Raw genomic sequence first — 18857 nt, 5'->3', positions numbered from 1 at the left:
CAAGCAACTCGACCGCTTCCGGGATCGCTTCACGGTGGCCGGTGCCAAGGATGATCGCCGCGACGCTCATGTGCTCGGAAGCTCATTGCGTACGGACTGTGCGGCCTTCCGCCAGCTTGCGGCCGACAATCCGGTGGTGATCGAGCTGCGCGAGTGGTCGCGCATGGCGGAGGAGCTGCAGCAGGAGCGCACGCGGCTTGCCAATCGCCTGCGTCAGCAGTTGTGGCGGTACTATCCCCAAGCGGCCAAGCTGACCGACGATGTCGCCGACGACTGGTTCCTGGCACTTTGGCAAAAGGTGCCGACGCCGGACAGCGCGGCCAAGGCCAGCGACAAGGCGATCGCGCGCATCCTCAGCGCCTATCGTATCCGCCGCCTCGATGCGGCGACGGTGCTCAAGACTTTGCGCGAGACACCCCTGCTCGTGGCACCGGGCACGACGGAGGCTGCGTGCGTGCATATCCGCAGCCTCGCGGCCCGTCTGCGCCTGGTCAATCAGCAAATCAAGGAAGCGCAGCACAGCCTGGACCGCCTGTGCGCCAAGCTCGAAGAACAGGAGAGCCCCGCGGGGCAGAATCCCGAGCAGTGTGACGTGGCGATCCTTCGCTCCTGGCCGGGAATCGGCAGGATCGTTCTTGCCACACTGCTCGTCGAGGCCACCGAGCCTCTGCGCAGACGAGACTACCACGCCTTGCGCGCCTTGGCAGGGGTCGCACCGGTGACGCGGCAAAGCGGCAAGCAACGCTTCGTGATCCGCCGCCTGGCCTGCAACAGGCGGCTGCAAAGCGCCGTTCATCACTGGTCGCGCGGCGCGCTTCAATACGACGCCGCAGCCCGGCGACGCTATGATGCTTTGCGGCAGCGCGGACACGGCCATGCGCGTGCGCTGCGTGGTGTGGGAGATCGCCTGCTCTTTGCCTTGTGCGCGACGCTCAAGCACCAGACGCCCTACGACGCAGACCACAACAGCGCGAAGATCTCGGCAGCAGGCTGAGCCGTTCCTTTGTTCGGCCGCATGCGACCGTTCCTTCGTCCCGACCTGCCGAACGCAAGAGCGCCGCGCGCAGACGCTGTCCAGGATGCCATAGGCACCGGCAAAGCCGGCGCGAAGCGTCCTGGATAGCGTCGAGCACGGTGCTATAGTTATCTGTCAGGGACTCCCACCCTTGACGAAGGGTAGGAGGTCCTACGAGACTGGATTCGCCGCGCTACCGATCTCCGCGATGATCCTGCCTGTCGTCACCTGCTCGCCCTCGACCACGCCGATGGCCGCGACAACACCATCGATACCGGCCTTGTGGACGTGCTCCATCTTCATCGCTTCCAGCGTCAGCACCGGCTGGCCTGATGTGACGCGGTCACCCGGCTTGACCAGGACGGCAACGACGCGGCCGTTCATCGCGGCGCGGACTTTGCCATCGCCGCCATTGGTTGCCGCAGCCCTGGGGGCCGCGAGGGTGAGATCGGTGACCGCAACCGGGATGCCGCGGCGCTGGAGGTGCAACCGGTCGCCCTCGCGCAGGAATCTTGCGCTGTCCATCACACCATCGTGGCGGAAGCGGATTGCGTCGGCATCGAGCTGCTCGATCTCGAACTTGTCCTGGCGACCATCGGAGACAACGATGTAGCTGCCATCGCGCTCGCGGGTGACCTCGAGCTCACGGGCGTGACCGGCGATCTCGATCTTTGCGGGCAGAGGAAACGTCGCTGACAGGCTGCGGCCGCGTCGCCATGCCGGCGCGCGCGGATTGGTGACATAGAGCAGCAGGCCCGCCAGCGCCGTGTTGAATGCAGCATTCCCCGACGACGCCAGCAGCTCGTCGCGATGCGCACCGATGAAGGCCGTCGTCGCCTCGCCCCTGGCAAAGCCGGGATGACGCAGGCACGACATCAGGAACGCCTGGTTGGTGGTCACGCCAAGCGCCGTGAGTTGCTCCAGCCCGACGATCAGCCGCCGCCTCGCCTCCTCGCGCGTGGCGCCGTGGCTGATCACCTTGGCGATCATGGAATCGTAGAATGGCGGGATTTCCGTGCCCGATTGCAGCGCGTGCTCAACGCGGATGCCATCAGGCACCTGCCAACGCGCGATGCGGCCGGATTGCGGCATGAAATCCTGGGCGGCATCTTCCGAGCAGAGCCGCACCTCGATGGCGTGGCCGGAGAATTTGATGTCCTGCTGCTTCACCGGCAACGCCTCGCCACGTGCGACGCGCAATTGCAGCTCGACCAGATCGAGACCGGTGACCGCTTCCGTGACGGGATGCTCGACCTGGAGGCGCGTGTTCATCTCCATGAAATAGAATTCGCCGCTGGCGTCGAGCAGGAATTCCAGCGTTCCGGCGCCCTCATAGCGCAGTGCCTTCACCGCCGCGACCGCCACCTCGCCCATTTTCGCACGCAGCTCGGGCGTCACCGCAGGCGACGGCGCCTCCTCGATGAGCTTCTGATGCCGGCGCTGCACCGAGCAGTCGCGCTCGCCGAGATGGATGGCGTTGCCGTTGATGTCGCCGAACACCTGGATCTCGATGTGGCGGGGATTCTGGATGGCGCGTTCGAGGATGACGGTGGGATCGCCAAACGCCGCTTTCGCTTCCGACCGCGCGCTGCGCAGCGCATCGGGGAACGATGCGGCGTCGGTGACGAGCCGCATGCCACGCCCGCCACCGCCCGCGACCGCCTTGATCATCACGGGGAAGCCGATGTTCTTGGCCTCAGCGAGCATCACGTCGTCACCCTGCTCAGCGCCCTGATAGCCGGGCACGACGGGCACGCCGGCCTTTTTCATGATCTCCTTGGCACCGGCCTTGTTGCCCATCGCCTCGATCGCCTGCGGCGACGGGCCGATGAAGACGAGGCCGGCATCCTTGCAGCCTCTCGCAAATGCCTCGTTCTCGGCGAGGAAGCCGTAGCCGGGATGCACGGCATCCGCGCCACTGGCCCTGGCCGCGGCAATGATCGCGGGGATGTTGAGATAGGATTGCGCCGGCAAGGCCTCGCCGATCCGCACAGCTTGATCGGCCTGCCTCACATGCAGCGCATCGCGATCTGCATCCGAATAGACCGCGACAACGCCGAGGCCAAGCTGCCGCGCGCTGCGCATGATGCGCAGTGCGATCTCGCCACGGTTCGCGATCAAGACCTTGACGAACGGCCGGTGCTGCACTGATCCGTTCCTCATGGGCGGGCCACCGAGAATTGCATGCGCTGGGGCGTGCGGGCATCGCCCTCGCGGCAGATCGCGAGCACCTCGGAAAGGACCGCGCGGGTATCGCGCGGATCGATCACGCCGTCGTCGAGCACACGGGCGCTGGTTGCGAACACGTCCATTTGGCCGTCGAACACGCCAACGATCTGTGCCTTCATGGCATCGAGCTTTTCTTTCTCGACCGGCTTGCCGCGGCGCGCGGCGGCCGCCTCGGTCACGATCGCCATGGTCTCGGCGGCCTGCTCGCCGCCCATCACCGCGGTCTTGGCGTTGGGCCAGGAGAAGCAGAAGCGTGGATGGAAGCCGCGCCCGCACATGCCGTAATTGCCGGCGCCGAACGAGGCGCCGCAATAGATGGTGATCTGCGGCACGGTCGCAGATGTTACCGCCTGGATCATCTTGGAGCCGTGCTTGATCATGCCGGCTTCTTCATAGGCCTTGCCAACCATGTAGCCGGTGGTGTTGTTGAGATAGAGGATCGGCGTGCGAGTCTGGCAGCAGGCCTGGATGAAATGCGTCGCCTTGTTGGCGCCGGCAGGATCGAGCGGGCCGTTGTTGGTGATGATGCCGATCGCCTGGCCCTCGATGCGGGCATGGCCGCAGACGGTGGCCGGGCCGTAATTCGGCGCCATTTCGGTGAAGTCGGAATCGTCGATGATGCGGGCGATCACCTGCTTCATGTCGACCGGGCGCTTGTGGTCCATCGGCATGATGCCGAGCAGTTCGTCCTGCTCGTAGCGCGGCGGCTTGAACTCTTGAGCCGCCGGGCCCGGCCGCTCCCATTCCAGCGCCGCCATGATCTCGCGGGCGATGCGCAAGCCATCGCGGTCGTCCTCGGCGAGATAGTCGCCAAGACCAGAAACCTGCGTGTGCATCTCGGCACCGCCGAGCTCTTCTTCCGTCGCGATCTCGCCGGTCGCGGCCTTCAGCAGCGGCGGCCCGGCGAGAAAGGCGCGGGTGCGGCCGCGGACCATGACGATGTAATCGGACAGGCCGGTCTGATAGGCACCGCCAGCGGTGGACGAGCCATGCGTCACGGTGACGACCGGAAGGCCCGCTGCCGAGAGCCGCGCGAGATTGCGAAAGATGTTGCCGCCGCGGACAAAGTCCTCGACCCGGTAGCGCAGGAGATTTGCGCCGGCGCTTTCGACGAGCTGGACGTAAGGCAGTTTGTTCTCCAGCGCGAGCTCCTGCACGCGCAGCATCTTGTCGAGGCCGAAGGGCTGAAGCGCACCGGCATCGATCCCGGAATCGCTGGCGCTGACCATGCAGCGGATGCCCGAGACGAAGCCGATGCCGGCGATGACGCCGCCGCCGGGCACGCTCTTCGCAGCATCCGGCACGTCGAACATGTAGCCGGCGAGCGTCGACAGCTCGATGAAGGGCGCGCCGGGATCGAGCACCAAGGCGACGCGCTCGCGCGGCAAGAGCTGGCCACGCTTGTGGAAGCGGTCCTTTGCTGCGGCCGACGCGGCACGCGTGCGCTCTTCCAGCGCGCGCATGCGGTCGATCAGCGCGAGCATGCCGTCGCGGTTGGCATGGTAGGCGGCGCTGCCGGGGGAGATGGTGTTTTCGATGGTGGACATGATTCTATCCTACCGTCATTGCGAGGAGCGAAGCGACGAAGCAATCCAGTCTGTTTCCGCGCATGCACTCTGGATTGCTTCGCTTCGCTCGCAATGACGGCTGAGGCTACCTTCAGCGATTCGTCCCAAAGATCTTCCGCGCCTCGGCCGGTGACGCGATGTCGCGGCCGGCGCGGCGGGCGCAGGCCGCGATGGCTTCGATCAGCTGACCGTTCGAGGTCACCTTCCTGCCGTCGGCGAGATAGAACGTATCCTCCAATCCGGTGCGCAAGTGGCCTCCGAGGTCGGCGCAACGCTGGTGCAGTGGCCAGATCTCTTCGCGGCCGATGGCCGTGACCTGCCAATGCGCCTCTGGGCGCTTCAACTTGAGCAGGATCGGCAGCAGTTCCGGATCCGATGGCATTCCTGACGCGACGCCCATCACAAAGTTATATTCGAGCGGACCCTTGTACATGCCAACCTGGTGATACATGCCGACGCAGCGGACGATGCCGACGTCGAAACATTCGAACTCGGGGATGGTGCCGACCGCATTCATGACGTCGAGATAATCCTTCACTTTCTCGACCGCGTTGTCGAACATCATGGGCGGCCAGGCCCAGCTGTTGTCGGCCTTCACCTTCAGATAATTCAGCGAGCCTGCATTGCAGGCGGCGATCTCCGGCCTGGTCTCGCGGATGCAGTCGAGTGCGCCCGAATAGTTCGGCCCTGAGACGCCCGAGGTGTGATTGATGATGACGCCGGGGCAGGCTTCGCGGATCGCCTGCTGGATCTCCCTGCTGACGCTGACGTCCCAGGACGGCAGGTGCCCCTTGTTCGGCGCCTGCTGGCGCAGATGGATGTGCATGATGGACGCGCCGGCATCGAACGCAGCCCTGGCCTCGCGCGCCATCTGCTCTGGCGTCACCGGCACCTTGTGCTGCCTGGGATCGGTGAGCACGCCGTTCAGGGCGCAGGTGATGACGGCCTTGTCGCTCATATCACTGATGTCTCGCAACGCTGGGAATTCAACGCCTGCGATCATCTGATGCTGGGCATCCGGCTTCTTGCGCGGAGAAGCTGGAAAAGCAAGGAGGTGCCGTAGGGTGGGTTAGCCGAAGGCGTCACCCACCAAGGTCTATCTCCGCGGATGCATAAATGGTGGATTACGCCTTCGGCTAATCCACCCTACGAAGTGATCAGCCCGCCTCCGCGAGCTCCCTCACCGTCTCGGTGCTGCGATAAATCGCAAGATCCCGCGAACCGACGAAGATCGCGCGCGGCTTCAAGCCATAGAAGCGGCGGATCGAGTGGCTGAAATGCGTTGAGTCGGGATAGCCGATGTCCTGCGCGAGATGGGCGAGGTTGAGGTTCTGGTTGGCGAAGTGCAGCAGATGCCGCGCGCGCTTCCAGGCGCGGAAGGAGCGGAACGAGATGCCGGTCTCTTCCTTGAACAGATGCAGGAAGCGCGAGGCGGACAGACCTGCTTCCGCCGCGCACGTATCCGCTGTCACCGGCTCACCCGAGAAGCGCCCGATGCGGGCGACTGCACGCACCACCCTGGGGTCGAGCACGCGGCGCGGCAACGCTTCGCCAAAACACATCTCGTCGAATTCGGCGGTGGTGATGTCGCCGTAGCGGCGCTGGCGCAGCAGCGCGTAGGCGGCGAGGATCTTTCGGGCATAGGCCGCGCGGTCGGATCCCATCAGCCGCTGCGCCAGATCTTCCAGCACGCCATCCGGCACGCTTTCCGGCTCCAGCGTCACGCTGATCGCAGTACGGTAGTCGCTGGCAATAGAGTGCCGCTGGTTCGGCAGGGTGACGAACAGCTCGCCGGTGGCGAGCACGTCGTCGATGGTCATATACAGGCTGCCCTTTACCGCGACATAGACGTGGCAGCAGCCGGGGGTTCGCTTGCGGGGCCGGCCGAGCAGGCCGGCATAGAAGACCCGCTCCGGCGTGATCAGCATCAAATGGTCGGATTCGCGACCCATGTCTTCCATTTGGGGTATCCTCCTCGCGCGGCTCTTAGGCCGCTGCGGAACAGAGTCACCTTAGCGGAAATCTGGGCGCTGTCACGGCGGGATAGCGCTGTCATCGACACAAGGCCCGTCGTTCCGGGGCGGTCCTCAAGGACCGAACCCGGAACCCCGAGATTCCGGGTTCGATGCTTCGCACCGTCCCGGAATGACAGCTTCCCTTACGCCCTCACCCTTGGCGCAACATTCTGTTCGGCGCCGGCCTTCTGCTCCGCAGCAACCGCGCGCTTGAAACCGTCGCGCTGCTGCAGGCGTGCCCAATAGGCCGCGACATTCGGGCCGAAATCCTTGGCAAGGCCGATGTTGTCGGCAAGGCGGAGCGCGTAACCGATGACAATATCAGCGGTTGTGAAGCGACCCGCGCACAAGGCCTCCGTCTTGGCGGTCGCTGCCTCGACCGCGCGCAGCCGTCCCAAAAACCACTTGGCATAGTCGGTGGCGACCTGCGGATTGCGGCGCTCTTCCGGCTCGAGCTGAGTGTAGCGAAGCACCAGCGTCTGCGGGAAGGTTAACGTGGCGTCGCTGAAATACATCCAGTTCAGGAAGGCGCCATAGGCGGGATCCTCCGGGCCGACCATCAGCGGCGTCGGGCCGTATTTGATGCCGAGATAATGGCAGATGCCGGAGGATTCCGTCATCCTGGTCTGGCCGTCGATCAGATACGGAATGGTGCCGAGCGGATTCAGCGCGAGATAATCCTTGGCGAAGACGCGCGGCGGGAACGGCAGCATCTTCAATTCATAAGGCAGCCCCATCTCCTCCAGCATCCAGAGCGGACGGAACGAGCGCGCGGCCTCGCAGTGATAGAGCGTGATCATCAGGCGTTTCCTCTACTTCTTCCCCTGTCATTCCGGGGCGCGCGAAGCGCGATCCCGGAATCTATTCCTCTGCGGAGATTGGCGCCCGATCGATTCCGGACTCGACGCTTCGCGTCGCCCCGGAATGACGGTGTCCATCACAATCCCATCTGCCTTGACGCCAGATCCTTCATGATCTCCTCGGTGCCGCCGCCGATGGCGTTGACCTTGACTTCGCGGTAGATGCGCTCGGCCTTGATGCCGCGCATGAAGCCGGCGCCGCCGAAGATCTGTACGGCTTCCGAGGCGCAGAACGCCATGGTCTGCGTCGCCTGGTTCTTCATCATGCAGATTTCAGCGACCGGGCTCTCGCCTTGCTCCAATCGCCAGGCCAACATCTCGAGCATTGCTTGCGAGGCTGCGACCTTCTGCGCCATGTCGACGATCTTGTGCCTGATGACCTGGTGCTGGGCAAGTGGCTTGCCAAAGGTCTTGCGCTCCTTGGCGTAAACGATGGCTTCATCGAGGCAGACCCGCGCGAAGGCGGTGCAACTCGCCGCCATGCCCATCCGCTCGCTGTTGAAATTCTGCATGATGATCTTGAAGCCGTGCCCCTCCTCGCCGATCAGGTTTTCCGCCGGCACGCGGCAATCATCGAAATGCAGCGTCGCAGTGTCGGAGGCCCACCAGCCCATTTTTTTCAGCCTGGTGCGGGACAGGCCCGGCGTATGGCCCTCGATCAGGAGCAGGCTGACGCCGCCGGCGCCCTCACCGCCGGTACGCACCGCAACGGTCAGATAATCGGCGCGGACGCCTGAGGTGATGAAGGTCTTTTCGCCGCTCACGACGTAGTGGTCGCCGTCGCGCCGCGCCCTGGTGCGGAGGTTCGCGACATCTGAGCCGCCGCCCGGCTCGGTGATCGCGAGCGCGGAGATCTTCTCGCCCGACAGCACCTGCGGCAGCACGCGTGCCTTGATCTCTGGCCGCGCCGCGCGGGCGATCGGCGGCGAGCCAATGGTGTGGCTCATCAGGCTGGCGCTGACGCCGCCGGCGCCGGCGCGCGCCAGCTCTTGGCTCGCCACGATCTTCATGAACTGGTCGGCGGCGNCCCGCCATATTCCTCGGGAAATCCGAGCCCCAACAGCCCGATCTCAGCTGCCTTGCGATAGAGCGCGCGCGGGAATTCGCCGGCCTCGTCCCATTCATGGGCGAACGGGGCGATCTCCCTGTCGACGAAGCGGCGCATCATTTCGCGAAAGGCGTCGTGCTCGGCGGTATAGAATGGGCTCTTCATTGCGATATTGCTTTCGACGACTCCTGCCGTTCCACCATGGCTGGAACACCGGCGGCTCACTTGCGCGGAGTGGCTGGNTTGGGGGCAAGCCGTGAGCTAGCAACTCAACGCAAGACGATTTTCACCCGTCGCAGGCCAACTCCAAATCAAAAAAGACTGCTGCACAAACTCCGGCTGGCCTCCCAGGGCCATGCCGGGCATGGTGCACAGCAATAAGAATCCAGACGACACAGGACCGCCGAGGGAGGGAGTGTTGGCCGTTCGTTATTACGATTGGATCGCTCATCACGCCCGCCGCGCGCCTTCCAAGGTCGCGGCCATCGATCTCGCAAGCGGGCGCCGCTTCAGCTATTCGGAATTCAACGCCCGCATCTCGCGCCTGGCTTCGTTCTTGCGTCACTCGCTGAAGGTCTCGCGCGGCGACCGCGTCGCCGTGCTGGCGCCGAACACCACGGATATGCTGGACGTGCAGTTCGCCTGCGGACGGCTCGGCGCCGTCCTCGTGCCGCTGAACATCCGCCTCACCGTTCCCGAGCTTCAGTTCATCACCGGCGATTGCGCGCCTGACGTGATGATCTACGACACCGAACTGGCCGAGACAGCGCTCGCCGTCGCAAAGCTCTGCAACGTCGCGACCAGCGTGCCGCTCGGCTCCGGCGGAGCCTATGAAGCCGGCATCGCCGCGGCCAAGCCGCTCGACCGCTCCGAGGAGGTCACGCTCGATGATGTCTCGACCATCATGTACACGTCGGGCACCACTGGTCACCCCAAAGGCGCGACCATCACGCATGGCATGACGTTCTGGAATTGCGTCAATCTCGGGGGCCCCGCCTGTATCGGACCATCCTCGGTGGCTCTTACCGTGCTGCCGATGTTCCACACCGGCGGACTGAATTGCTACACCAATCCCGTGCTGCATGCCGGCGGCACCGTGATCATCATGCGCGCCTTCGATCCCACCGAGGCGCTCGGCCTGATCAACGATCCCGCACACGGCATCAACGCGTTCTTCGGCGTGCCAGCGATCTACCAGTTCATGGCGCAGCATCCGGCCTTCGCGACGACCGATCTCTCCAGGCTGATCGTTTGCGGTGTCGGCGGCTCACCGATACCGATGCCGCTGCTGAAGGCATGGGAGGCGCGCGGCGTGGCGCTCCAGCAGGGCTACGGCATGACCGAGACCTCACCGGCCGTGCTGGTGCTGGACCGCGAGGACGCGGCGCGCAAGGCCGGCTCCGCCGGCAAGCCAGTGCTGCACACGGAAGTGCGCATCGTGCGCCCCGACGGCAGCGATGCCGATGTCGGCGAGCTCGGTGAGCTCTGGGTCAAGGGACCGAACATCACGCCGGGCTACTGGAACAGGCCCGAGGCCAACAAGACGTCGTTCACCGACGGCTGGCTGCACACCGGCGATGCCACGCGCGTCGACGAGGAAGGTTTCTACTACATCGTCGATCGCTGGAAGGACATGTACATCTCCGGCGGCGAGAACGTCTATCCGGCCGAGGTCGAGAACGTTCTGCATCAGATCGCGGCGGTTGCGGAAGCCGCGGTGATCGGCATTCCTGACGCGCAATGGGGCGAGGTGGGCCTTGCGATCGTTGCAGTGAAGCAAGGCCAACAGCTGACGGAGGCCGATGTCTTCGCGCATTGCGCGGCCAACCTGGCGCGCTTCAAATGCCCGCGCCAGGTCCGCTTCGTCGATGCCCTGCCGCGCAACGCCACCGGCAAGATCCACAAGCCGACCCTGCGCAAGGAATTCTCGGTGGCTTCGGAGGTCGACAAGAAAGTCGCCAAGGCCTGATCAAGGCGCTCCTCGCGATTCCGCGCCGATCGAGCAGCTGAAGATGTGGGGTTCAAGGCTGTTTAACCTCGATGCCAACGACAGGCAGGCCGAGACGACGCGCATCGCCGATACCTCTGAACTCGGGGCAGGCCCAGGCCAGGATGGCAATGCCTGATTGCGGCAGGTCAAGGCTCAACATGTAACGGTCCACGCCGACCTCGATCGCGGCGCGATCGAGAGCTGCGCCGTCGAGATAGAATTGCGCACCGATCTGGTCGAGCGGCTCACGCAGGGCGGGACTGCGGATGCAGATCGTGCTGCGTCCCGGCGCGCCCTTGATCCGAACGGCTGCCTGCGGCTCGCTCCAGCGAAAAGCATGGCCGGNCAGCCGATTCCAGCTCGTGAAAGCCGAGCTGCGCGAGGACCTGATCGCCAAGCAGCTTCTTCGCCGATCTGGTGTGCCCGCGAACACGACGGATAGATGCGAGCCGCTGAAGGTGGATCAGCGATGCGATGTAGAGCTTCATCCACCGCGCAATGGCATCGCGCGAGCCGAATGGAGCCAGCGCTGACAGCACCAGGTGCGCATGAGCGGTGGCAAGGAAAGCCGTGACGCGCGCACGGAGATCACCGAACAGCGCCGGCCCGCTCCAGCGCCACAGTGCACGCAGTTCCTCGTCTGGCCATTTCCGACCGAGACGCGGCAGGCTGTAACGCAGCAGCGCGTTCAATGCATTGAACGCAAGCGGACGATCCAAATCGTCCCGGTCTTTCCATTCAAAGGGAATTTCGATCAGCTCGCTGCCCGGATCGCGCCGATCCTCGCTGAGAAATCGGCTCTCGCCCTGGACGAAATCGAGCGTGAACGTCTTCAGCTCACCGATCCGGCCGATATAATAGTGGTGGAAGCGCGCTTGCTCGAGATAGCCGATGGCGTAGCCTCGCGCATGGTAAGCGGCGGCGAGCACCCATTCGGCGAAATGACCGAGCTCTTCGCGCAGGCCCCCGCACTCCCGATAGACGTCGCGCCGCGTTACGAAGCACTGGTCGAGCACCTTGCGCCAGGGATGCTGCCTCATGCCGAACTCGATGTCGGCCTGGTACATCGCGGCCTCCGCCCCGGACAGGCGGTTGTGGCAGATCGGGACCGAGCGGCAGGAAAATCCGGCCCAGTCGGGATGATCTTCGATTGCGCGGATGCAGAGCGCGATCACGTCGGGCTCGGGCCAGCAATGCGATTCCGTGAAGAACAAATAGCGGCCGCGAGCCCTGGCGGCGCCGGCCGCGCAGAGCCCGATATCGTGCACGGAATCCGCGAATTCGAGGCGGGCCTGGCCTGCGGCAAGCGCATTCAGCTCCGCATGCGCCGTGAAGTCAGGTGGAATGACCAGAATGATCTCGTAGAGAGACCTGTCCGCCGTCTGTGACGTCCAGCCAAGCCAGGACTGCTCCCACTGCCCGCGGTGAAATTCGAGCGGGATGATGACCGAGAACAGTGGGCACGCGACGTCCGATGTTACGGCCACGTCCTATACCGACAATAACAGCGCGAATGACTCCTCCACCGTGCGGCGCAGGTGGCTCAGATACAGCGCATGGTTGGCGTGGTCAGGCATGATCCGTCCAAGCGCCGGCTCCTTGACGTTGTTAATCGGAACATAGGCGATTGGCGCCGCGACCGGCATCAACTGGGAGCCGGCGCCGGCACGCAGCGTCGAAATGATGCCGTACATCGCACCTGTTACGGTCGGCCGCGACACAGTGATGACGCGATGCTGCCCGTGCTTGTTGATGACGAGATAGATGAAGCCGGATTGATGCGGCACCGCAACTTCGCCGGTGTGCTCATAGGCGGCATCGGTTCGCTCGCCCTCGCGGAAGACCAGCGAGGACACTTTCGGCTCCCAGGCGATTTCGGTGCGATAGGCGAAGATCGCATCCCTGTCGCCAAAGGATGGCCGCAGGGTGAGGTAGACACCCTCGATCCAGGTCACCGCACGATGCGAATAGGAGCCGAGGCCGTCGGGTGCGACGTCGCTGCTCCCCGCGGGCGCCGGCGTGGCGGTGCTCTTTCGCAGGGACACGCCCAGGGCCTGCTCCAGCCGGACCGTGGTCGCCAGCGTGAAGGGGCGCCGGCCGCCAAGCGCCTTTTCCAGGGTCGACAGGCTGAGCTTGGCCTGCTCGGCCAGTGCCTGCCGCGAGATCCGGCGCCTGGCGATTTCCTCGCGGATCATCTCCGCGACCTCGCGGCTTTGCTCGTCCGAAAGCTGCTTGTCGGAGAGCTTGTCTTGCGTCTGCATCGTTAACCCCGCTCCACGGCGTCCAGTCTAGCAGGGCGGACAAGTCAGCACAAAACCGGACATCGCCGCCAAACGGCTGATGGCTCCGACCGGCCGTGGCGGAACATTACCGATCATTCTGCTCGCGAAATCAGGCCCTCCCGACCGATGCTCGGCGGCATCGAACATGCTTCGGGAGCAGGCCAAATGGACTATTACGACACGGTCGAAAGCGACGAACACCCTGACGAAAATCCGTGGCTCGGCAGGCTGATCAAGGTCGGGCTGTTCCTTCTGGCGCAAAGCATCGCCGTGCTCCTGGTCAGTTTCGTGGCCCTGCTGGTGAGCTTCGAGACCTCCTGGTCGGCGACGACGGAGCAGGCCAGCCTGCTCCAGCCCGGCGATGCCAAATCCGGCACCCTGCTCCTGAAGGAGAATGGCGCCACGACCGAAGCCATCCGGCTCGGGATCGACGTCGACATCACGGTCTCGGGCCCGACGCTGCGCACGCGCGTCACCCAGGCCTTCCGCAACCCGACCAGGGACTGGGCCGAGGCGACCTATGTCTATCCGCTGGGTGCCGACGGCGCCGTCGACACGCTGAAGATGGTGGTCGGTGACCGCGTCATTGTCGGCGATATCAGGGAACGCCAGCAGGCCCGCGTGATCTACGAGGAAGCGCGCCGCACCGGGCAGAAGGCCGCGCTCACCGAGCAGCAGAGGCCCAACATCTTCACCAATTCGGTGGCCAATATCGGTCCCGGCGAAACCGTGCTGGTGCAGATCGAATATCAGGAGCCCGTGCATCAATCCGGCAACGAATATTCGCTGCGCATTCCGCTCGTGGTCGGGCCCCGCTATCATCCGGCGCCGATCGTGCAGAGCGTCGATTTCCGCAATGACGGCTCCGGCTGGGGCGCGACCCGCTCAGAGCCGGCGCCCGATCGTGAGCGCATCTCGTCACCCGTTCTCGATCCCGCCGGGAATGCACCGGTCAATCCGACCAGCATCACGGTGCACCTGAAAGCCGGCTTCGCGCTCGGCGAGGTGAAGAGTCACTTCCACAACGTCAACATCGAAAGTCCTGATGACGCGACGCGCGTCGTGACGCTCGCGGACGGCACTGTCCCCGCCGACCGCGACTTCGAGCTGACCTGGAAGCCGGTCGCTGAAAAACACCGTCAGTCGGGCTGTTCCGTGAGCGTGTCGGCGATGCCGACTACCTCCTGGCTTTCGTCACGCCGCCGGCCGCCGAGCAGACGGTCCAGAAGCCGCTGCCGCGTGAAGTGGTGTTCGTGATCGACAATTCCGGTTCGATGGGCGGGACCTCGATCGAGCAGGCCAAGGCGAGTCTGCTTTATGCGCTCGGCCGCCTGCAGCCGAGCGATCGCTTCAACGTGATCCGCTTCGACGACACCATGGACGTGCTGTTTCCGGCCTCGGTTGCGGCCGATGCCGCGCATGTCGGTGAAGCGACCTCCTTCGTCAGCGCCTTGCAGGCGCGCGGCGGCACCGAGATGGTGCCGGCGATGCGCGCCGCGCTGACCGACAGGATCGCCGACACCAGCATGGTTCGCCAAATCGTGTTCCTGACGGACGGCGCGATCGGCAACGAGCAGCAATTGTTCGAGACCATCACGGCGATGCGTGGCCGCTCGCGCGTCTTCATGGTCGGCATCGGCTCCGCGCCCAACACCTATCTGATGACGCGTGCTTCCGAGCTCGGCCGCGGGACCTTCACCCATATCGGGTCCGTCGATCAGGTCGAGGAGCGAATGCGCGGCCTGTTTGCCAAGCTGGAGAACCCTGCCGTGACCGGTCTCACCGCGAAGTTTTCCGATGCCAAGGCCGACGTCACGCCGGCAATCATCCCGGACATCTATCGCGACGAGCCCTTGGTGCTTGCAGCGAAGCTCGACAAGCTCGCGGGCTCGCTGGAGCTCAAGGGTCATGTCGGCGATCGTCCTTGGTCGGTGACGCTGTCCTTGAAAAATGCCGCTGAGGGCAAGGGCCTGTCGAAGCTTTGGGCCGGGCGCAAGATCGGCGATGCGGAAGTGGCGCGAACGCTCCGCGAGATGACGCCGGAGGACACGGACAAGACGGTCCTTGCGCTGGCACTCGACCACCAGATCGTCACGCGGCTCACCAGTCTCGTCGCCGTCGACAAGACGCCGAGCCGTCCCGAAGGCACGCCGCTCAAGCTCAGCGAGCTTCCGATCAACCTGCCGGCGGGCTGGGATTTCACGAAGGTGTTCGGTGAACGGCCGCAGCAGACCCCGGCACATCTGCGCGAGCGCCGCGCCGATGCGGGCCAGCCCGCGGCAAGACGGCCAGCACCTGTCACCTCGGATACGATCCGCCTGCCCAAAACTGCGACCTCTGCAGAACTGAAGATGATCGCAGGCCTGATCCTGATCGTGCTCGCCCTGATCGTGCTCGTGTTCAAGCGGCGTCAGACCTTGCTCACTGACGCCGCTTGAGAGAGGAGCCCCCCGAACTCCTCTTGCTCGGCGCGCGCGGCTGCCCGTCCCGAAACCAACGGCCGCGCGCGCCTTTTTCTTGGAATGACGAACAAGAGATACGCCATGCCCCGCCTCATCTCGCCTCTGGACTTGGCGCTCGTCCTGGCGCTGGCCCTGGCGCTGGCCGGATCAATCCTGTTCGGTGACGGCGCCTACATCCACGCCAAGGCGTGGCTCGCCCAGGTGCTGCTGGAGCATGCGTTCGAACGGAGCATTGCGACCGGCCAGCCGGTCAAGCCATGGTCCTGGGCCGACACCTGGCCGGTGGCGCGGATCGAGGTCAAGCGGATCGGCGCCAGCGCGATCGCGCTGGAAGGCACGAGCGGCCAGGCGCTCGCCTTTGGGCCCGGCCACGTCCACCGCACGGTTGAGGCCGGCGAGCGCGGGGTTGCCGTCTATGCGGCACATCGCGATACACATTTCCGCTTCCTGCGAAACGTCGTCATCGGTGATGTGATCGACGTCACACGCAGTGACGGCAACCGTTTTCGTTATCGGGTGGATTCCTCGACGATCGTCTATTTCGACGCGTCTGACATCGATCCCGAAACTCAAGGTTCAGAGCTTGTCCTTGCGACTTGCTGGCCGTTCGACGCTCTCACCTCCGGCCCGGAGCGCTACCTGCTGCATGCGACCTTGGCGGATGATCGTGAATAGCCGTTCGCAATTGCCAAGTTTGATCTCGGGCTCGCAGGGCTGACGTCCGCAACAGCGACGTCGTCAGCCGCTGAACTGGCGCTGCCGTCAGTAGACCTATAAGAAGGCCTGCGGATCTTTGTAGCGGAGCCGGGGGGGAACACGGGGTAGATGGACGAAGACTTCAGGCAGGGTCTCGAATACCGATTGGAACAGCTGGAAAACCGCGTCGCGCTGTTGGAGCGGAACCTGAATCTCGTTGCGGCCGGTCAGCGACGGGCCTCGTTCCGCGGTCTATGGCGGCGTCCGCCAATGTGGACCTTCGAACAACATCTGCCGCGCCTGCTCAACCTCAACGCGTTCAAGTCCCCGCCTGCGATCCCTGCGAACGCACCGCGGATCGCGATGGTCACGCCAAGCTACAACCATGCGGATTATATCGGCGCCACGATCGACAGCATCGTCGGCCAGGCTTACCCGAATCTCTATTATCACGTGCAGGACGGCGCCTCGATCGACGGCACGGTCGATCTCCTGAAGAGCCGCGGCAACAGCATCAGCTGGAGAAGCGAGCCGGACAACGGCCAATCCAACGCCATCAATCTCGGTTTTGCCGGCGTCGAATGCGAGATCATGGCCTATCTCAACAGCGACGACATGCTGCTGCCTGGGACGCTGGCTCATGTCGTCGACTATTTCATGTCGCATCCCGATGTCGACATTGTCTACGGCAACCGCATCTTCATCAATCGTGATGGGCTTGAGGTTGGACGCGCGGTGCTGCCTCGCCACGATGACAAGACGCTACAATATGCCGACTACATTCCGCAGGAGACGATGTTCTGGCGCAAGCGCGTGTGGGACAAGATCGGTCCAATCGACGAAAGTTTCCATTTCGCGATGGACTGGGATTTCATCCTGCGGGCACAGGCCGCCGGATTCAAGTTCGTACGCCTGCCGCGGTTTCTTTCCTGCTTCCGGATCCATGACGCACAGAAGACGACGGCAACCTACGCAATCGGTGTCAAGGAGATGGGCATCCTGCGGCGTCGCGTCCTCGGATTCGATCCGACGCAGATGCAGATAAGGCGCGCCATTGCGCCTTATCTGCTGCGGCAGCTGGCCTATCACTACAGCTACAGATTGGGCCTGCTGCGCTACTGAGAACGGCGCGGTTAGGTGCGATCCGCCGCGCATTCCGCCCCGCGGCATGCAGCGCTGCCGGTTGCCACTCCTGTCAACTCACCCTACGAGACTGTGAATCTTTTGTACCGCGTGTCGGGCGAATGTGATTCTCTAGGCAGACTGATCTGCTGGAGAGGATGATGGCTGACGAGGGACTTTTTGGCGAATTGCCGGATCAGTCGGCGCCACGAACCGAAGCGGTGCCGCGGGGTGCACCTCGGCTGCGCGAGCCCGTGCGCAATCAGGTCGAATTGCGGGCGGTCGATATCGACAGCCTGATCGGGCAGGATCATCTGGCCCGGGTGATCTGGGCTTATGTCGAGGGGCTCGACCTGAGCGAGCTGGAAGATCGGGTTAAGGCACGGGAAAACAGGCCGGGCCATCCGGCGCCATCACCCCGGCTGCTGCTGGCGCTTTGGCTGTACGCCACGAGCGATGGCGTTGGCAGCGCGCGGGCGTTGGATCGGCTCTGCGACAGTCACGACGTCTACCGCTGGCTCTGCGGCGGCGTGTCTTTGAACTATCACACACTGTCGGATTTCCGGGTCGGCTGCGCGGACCTGCTGGACCGTTTGCTGGTCGAACATCTGGTGGCTCTGAATGAGGCAGGGCTGATTGATCTGGAGAAGCTGACCCAGGACGGGGTGCGGATACGGGCGAATGCGGGGGCCGGCTCGTTCCGGCGGGAGGCAACGCTCGGCCGGCAGATGGCCCAAGCGAAGGCTGTGGTGGAAGAGCTCAAGCGCGAGGTCGATGCGGATCCGGAAGCCAGCAGCCGGCGTATCAGGGCGGCCAGAGAGCGCGCGGCACGCGAACGCAGTGAGCGGGTGCAGGCTGCGCAGAGGGCTTTGGACGAGATCAAGCGGAAGCGCAAGCAACTCGACGAAAAAGGCGGCAATGGCAAAAAGCCGAAGGAGCCCCGGGCCTCCACCACCGACCCGCAGGCAAGGGTGATGAAGATGGCAGATGCCGGCTTCCGCCCCGCCTACAATGTGCAGGTGGCCAGCGCGGCCGGCGAACTGATCGTGGTCACGGTCGACATCGACAACAACGGATCAGATCGCGGCTTGATGCGGCCGATGCTGGAGCGAACGCGCACTCGGCTGAAGCGCTTGCCGCGTCGCTACCTCGCCGATGGCGGGTTCTGCAGCGGCGAGGACATCGAATGGGCGCACGGTGAAGGCGTCGAGGTCTACTGTCCTCCGCCCAACTCCAGGAGCGGTGTCGATCCCTTTTTACCTCGGAGCAGCGACGGTCCTGGCGTCGCGGCCTGGCGGGCCCGCATGGCCAGCGAAGCCGGCAAGGCACAGTACAAAGCCCGCACGATCTGCGAATGCATCCATGCCCGGTGGCGGAACTGGGACCTCAGGCAATTGACCGTGCGCGGCATCGAGAAGGTCCGTGCCGTCGTGCTCTGGTACGCCCTCACCAACAACATCCTGCAAGGACACCAACTGGCAAAAGCATAGACAGCACAGCCATCCCCCGGCGGTTCGACATCGACGGCCCCCGACATCAGCGCGGGCGCTACCCACTCTTTAATATCGAA

General features: G+C 64.3%; 12 protein-coding genes and 2 pseudogenes. 6 read left to right on the top strand and 8 right to left on the bottom strand.

What is annotated here, in order from left to right:
* On the top strand, positions 1 to 994 hold a 994-nt coding region (locus tag AOQ71_RS43060; protein ID WP_083513880.1), incomplete at its 5' end, for a transposase.
* A 192-nt stretch (positions 995 to 1186) separates the two neighbouring features.
* Here the strand turns inward: AOQ71_RS43060 and AOQ71_RS11220 are convergent.
* The 7 genes and pseudogenes from AOQ71_RS11220 to AOQ71_RS47630 all read right to left on the bottom strand — a co-directional run.
* Positions 1187 to 3178 carry an acetyl-CoA carboxylase biotin carboxylase subunit gene (locus AOQ71_RS11220; RefSeq protein ID WP_057745964.1) on the bottom strand — a complete coding sequence of 664 codons (1992 nt, stop codon included), beginning with the start codon at positions 3176 to 3178 and terminating at the stop codon, positions 1187 to 1189.
* Entirely contained in the window at positions 3175 to 4791 is a 1617-nt protein-coding gene (locus tag AOQ71_RS11215) for an acyl-CoA carboxylase subunit beta (RefSeq protein WP_057745961.1), read from the bottom strand. Before AOQ71_RS11215 ends, AOQ71_RS11220 begins: the two co-directional genes overlap by 4 nt.
* Before the next feature lie 112 nt (positions 4792 to 4903).
* Positions 4904 to 5770, bottom strand: a complete 867-nt coding sequence (locus AOQ71_RS11210; protein ID WP_057745958.1) for a beta-keto acid cleavage family enzyme — start codon at positions 5768 to 5770, stop codon at positions 4904 to 4906.
* Between the two features lie 199 nt (positions 5771 to 5969).
* On the bottom strand, positions 5970 to 6773 hold the full coding sequence (locus AOQ71_RS11205) for a helix-turn-helix domain-containing protein (RefSeq protein ID WP_057745956.1): 804 nt from the start codon (positions 6771 to 6773) through the stop codon (positions 5970 to 5972).
* A gap of 197 nt (positions 6774 to 6970) precedes the next feature.
* A complete protein-coding gene (locus AOQ71_RS11200; protein WP_057745953.1) occupies positions 6971 to 7627 on the bottom strand; it encodes a glutathione S-transferase family protein in 657 nt (218 codons plus the stop codon).
* 137 nt (positions 7628 to 7764) lie between these two features.
* Positions 7765 to 8713 (bottom strand): annotated as a pseudogene (locus tag AOQ71_RS49685) (acyl-CoA dehydrogenase family protein); the annotation flags it as partial.
* 1 nt (position 8714) lies between these two features.
* A partial coding sequence (locus AOQ71_RS47630) for an acyl-CoA dehydrogenase family protein (RefSeq protein WP_245316838.1) occupies positions 8715 to 8900 on the bottom strand: 186 nt, incomplete at its 3' end.
* A gap of 253 nt (positions 8901 to 9153) precedes the next feature.
* On the opposite strand from AOQ71_RS47630, the gene AOQ71_RS11190 reads away from it, so the two are divergent.
* Positions 9154 to 10704, top strand: coding sequence for an acyl-CoA synthetase (locus AOQ71_RS11190; RefSeq protein ID WP_057745950.1), 1551 nt, complete (start codon positions 9154 to 9156; stop codon positions 10702 to 10704).
* 1511 nt (positions 10705 to 12215) lie between these two features.
* On the opposite strand, the gene AOQ71_RS11180 is transcribed toward AOQ71_RS11190, so the two are convergent.
* Positions 12216 to 12986 carry a helix-turn-helix domain-containing protein gene (locus tag AOQ71_RS11180; protein WP_057745945.1) on the bottom strand — a complete coding sequence of 257 codons (771 nt, stop codon included), beginning with the start codon at positions 12984 to 12986 and terminating at the stop codon, positions 12216 to 12218.
* 186 nt (positions 12987 to 13172) lie between these two features.
* Between AOQ71_RS11180 and AOQ71_RS11175 the strand changes: the two are divergent.
* The 4 genes and pseudogenes from AOQ71_RS11175 to AOQ71_RS11160 all read left to right on the top strand — a co-directional run bounded on the left by AOQ71_RS11175 (position 13173) and on the right by AOQ71_RS11160 (position 18777).
* A pseudogene (locus AOQ71_RS11175) lies at positions 13173 to 15445 on the top strand (marine proteobacterial sortase target protein).
* A gap of 105 nt (positions 15446 to 15550) precedes the next feature.
* Complete coding sequence (locus AOQ71_RS11170; protein WP_057745967.1) at positions 15551 to 16144, top strand: class GN sortase; 594 nt, start codon at positions 15551 to 15553, stop codon at positions 16142 to 16144.
* Between the two features lie 150 nt (positions 16145 to 16294).
* Positions 16295 to 17287, top strand: a complete 993-nt coding sequence (locus AOQ71_RS11165) for a glycosyltransferase family 2 protein (RefSeq protein ID WP_057745941.1) — start codon at positions 16295 to 16297, stop codon at positions 17285 to 17287.
* Between the two features lie 158 nt (positions 17288 to 17445).
* On the top strand, positions 17446 to 18777 hold the full coding sequence (locus tag AOQ71_RS11160) for an IS1182 family transposase (RefSeq protein ID WP_057742559.1): 1332 nt from the start codon (positions 17446 to 17448) through the stop codon (positions 18775 to 18777).
* Positions 18778 to 18857 lie beyond the last annotated feature (80 nt).

It is taken from the genome of Bradyrhizobium manausense (assembly GCF_001440035.1).
GTDB lineage: Bacteria > Pseudomonadota > Alphaproteobacteria > Rhizobiales > Xanthobacteraceae > Bradyrhizobium > Bradyrhizobium manausense.
The sequence above is the reverse complement of the archived record's forward strand: the minus strand, read 5'-3'. Positions and strand labels throughout refer to the sequence as shown.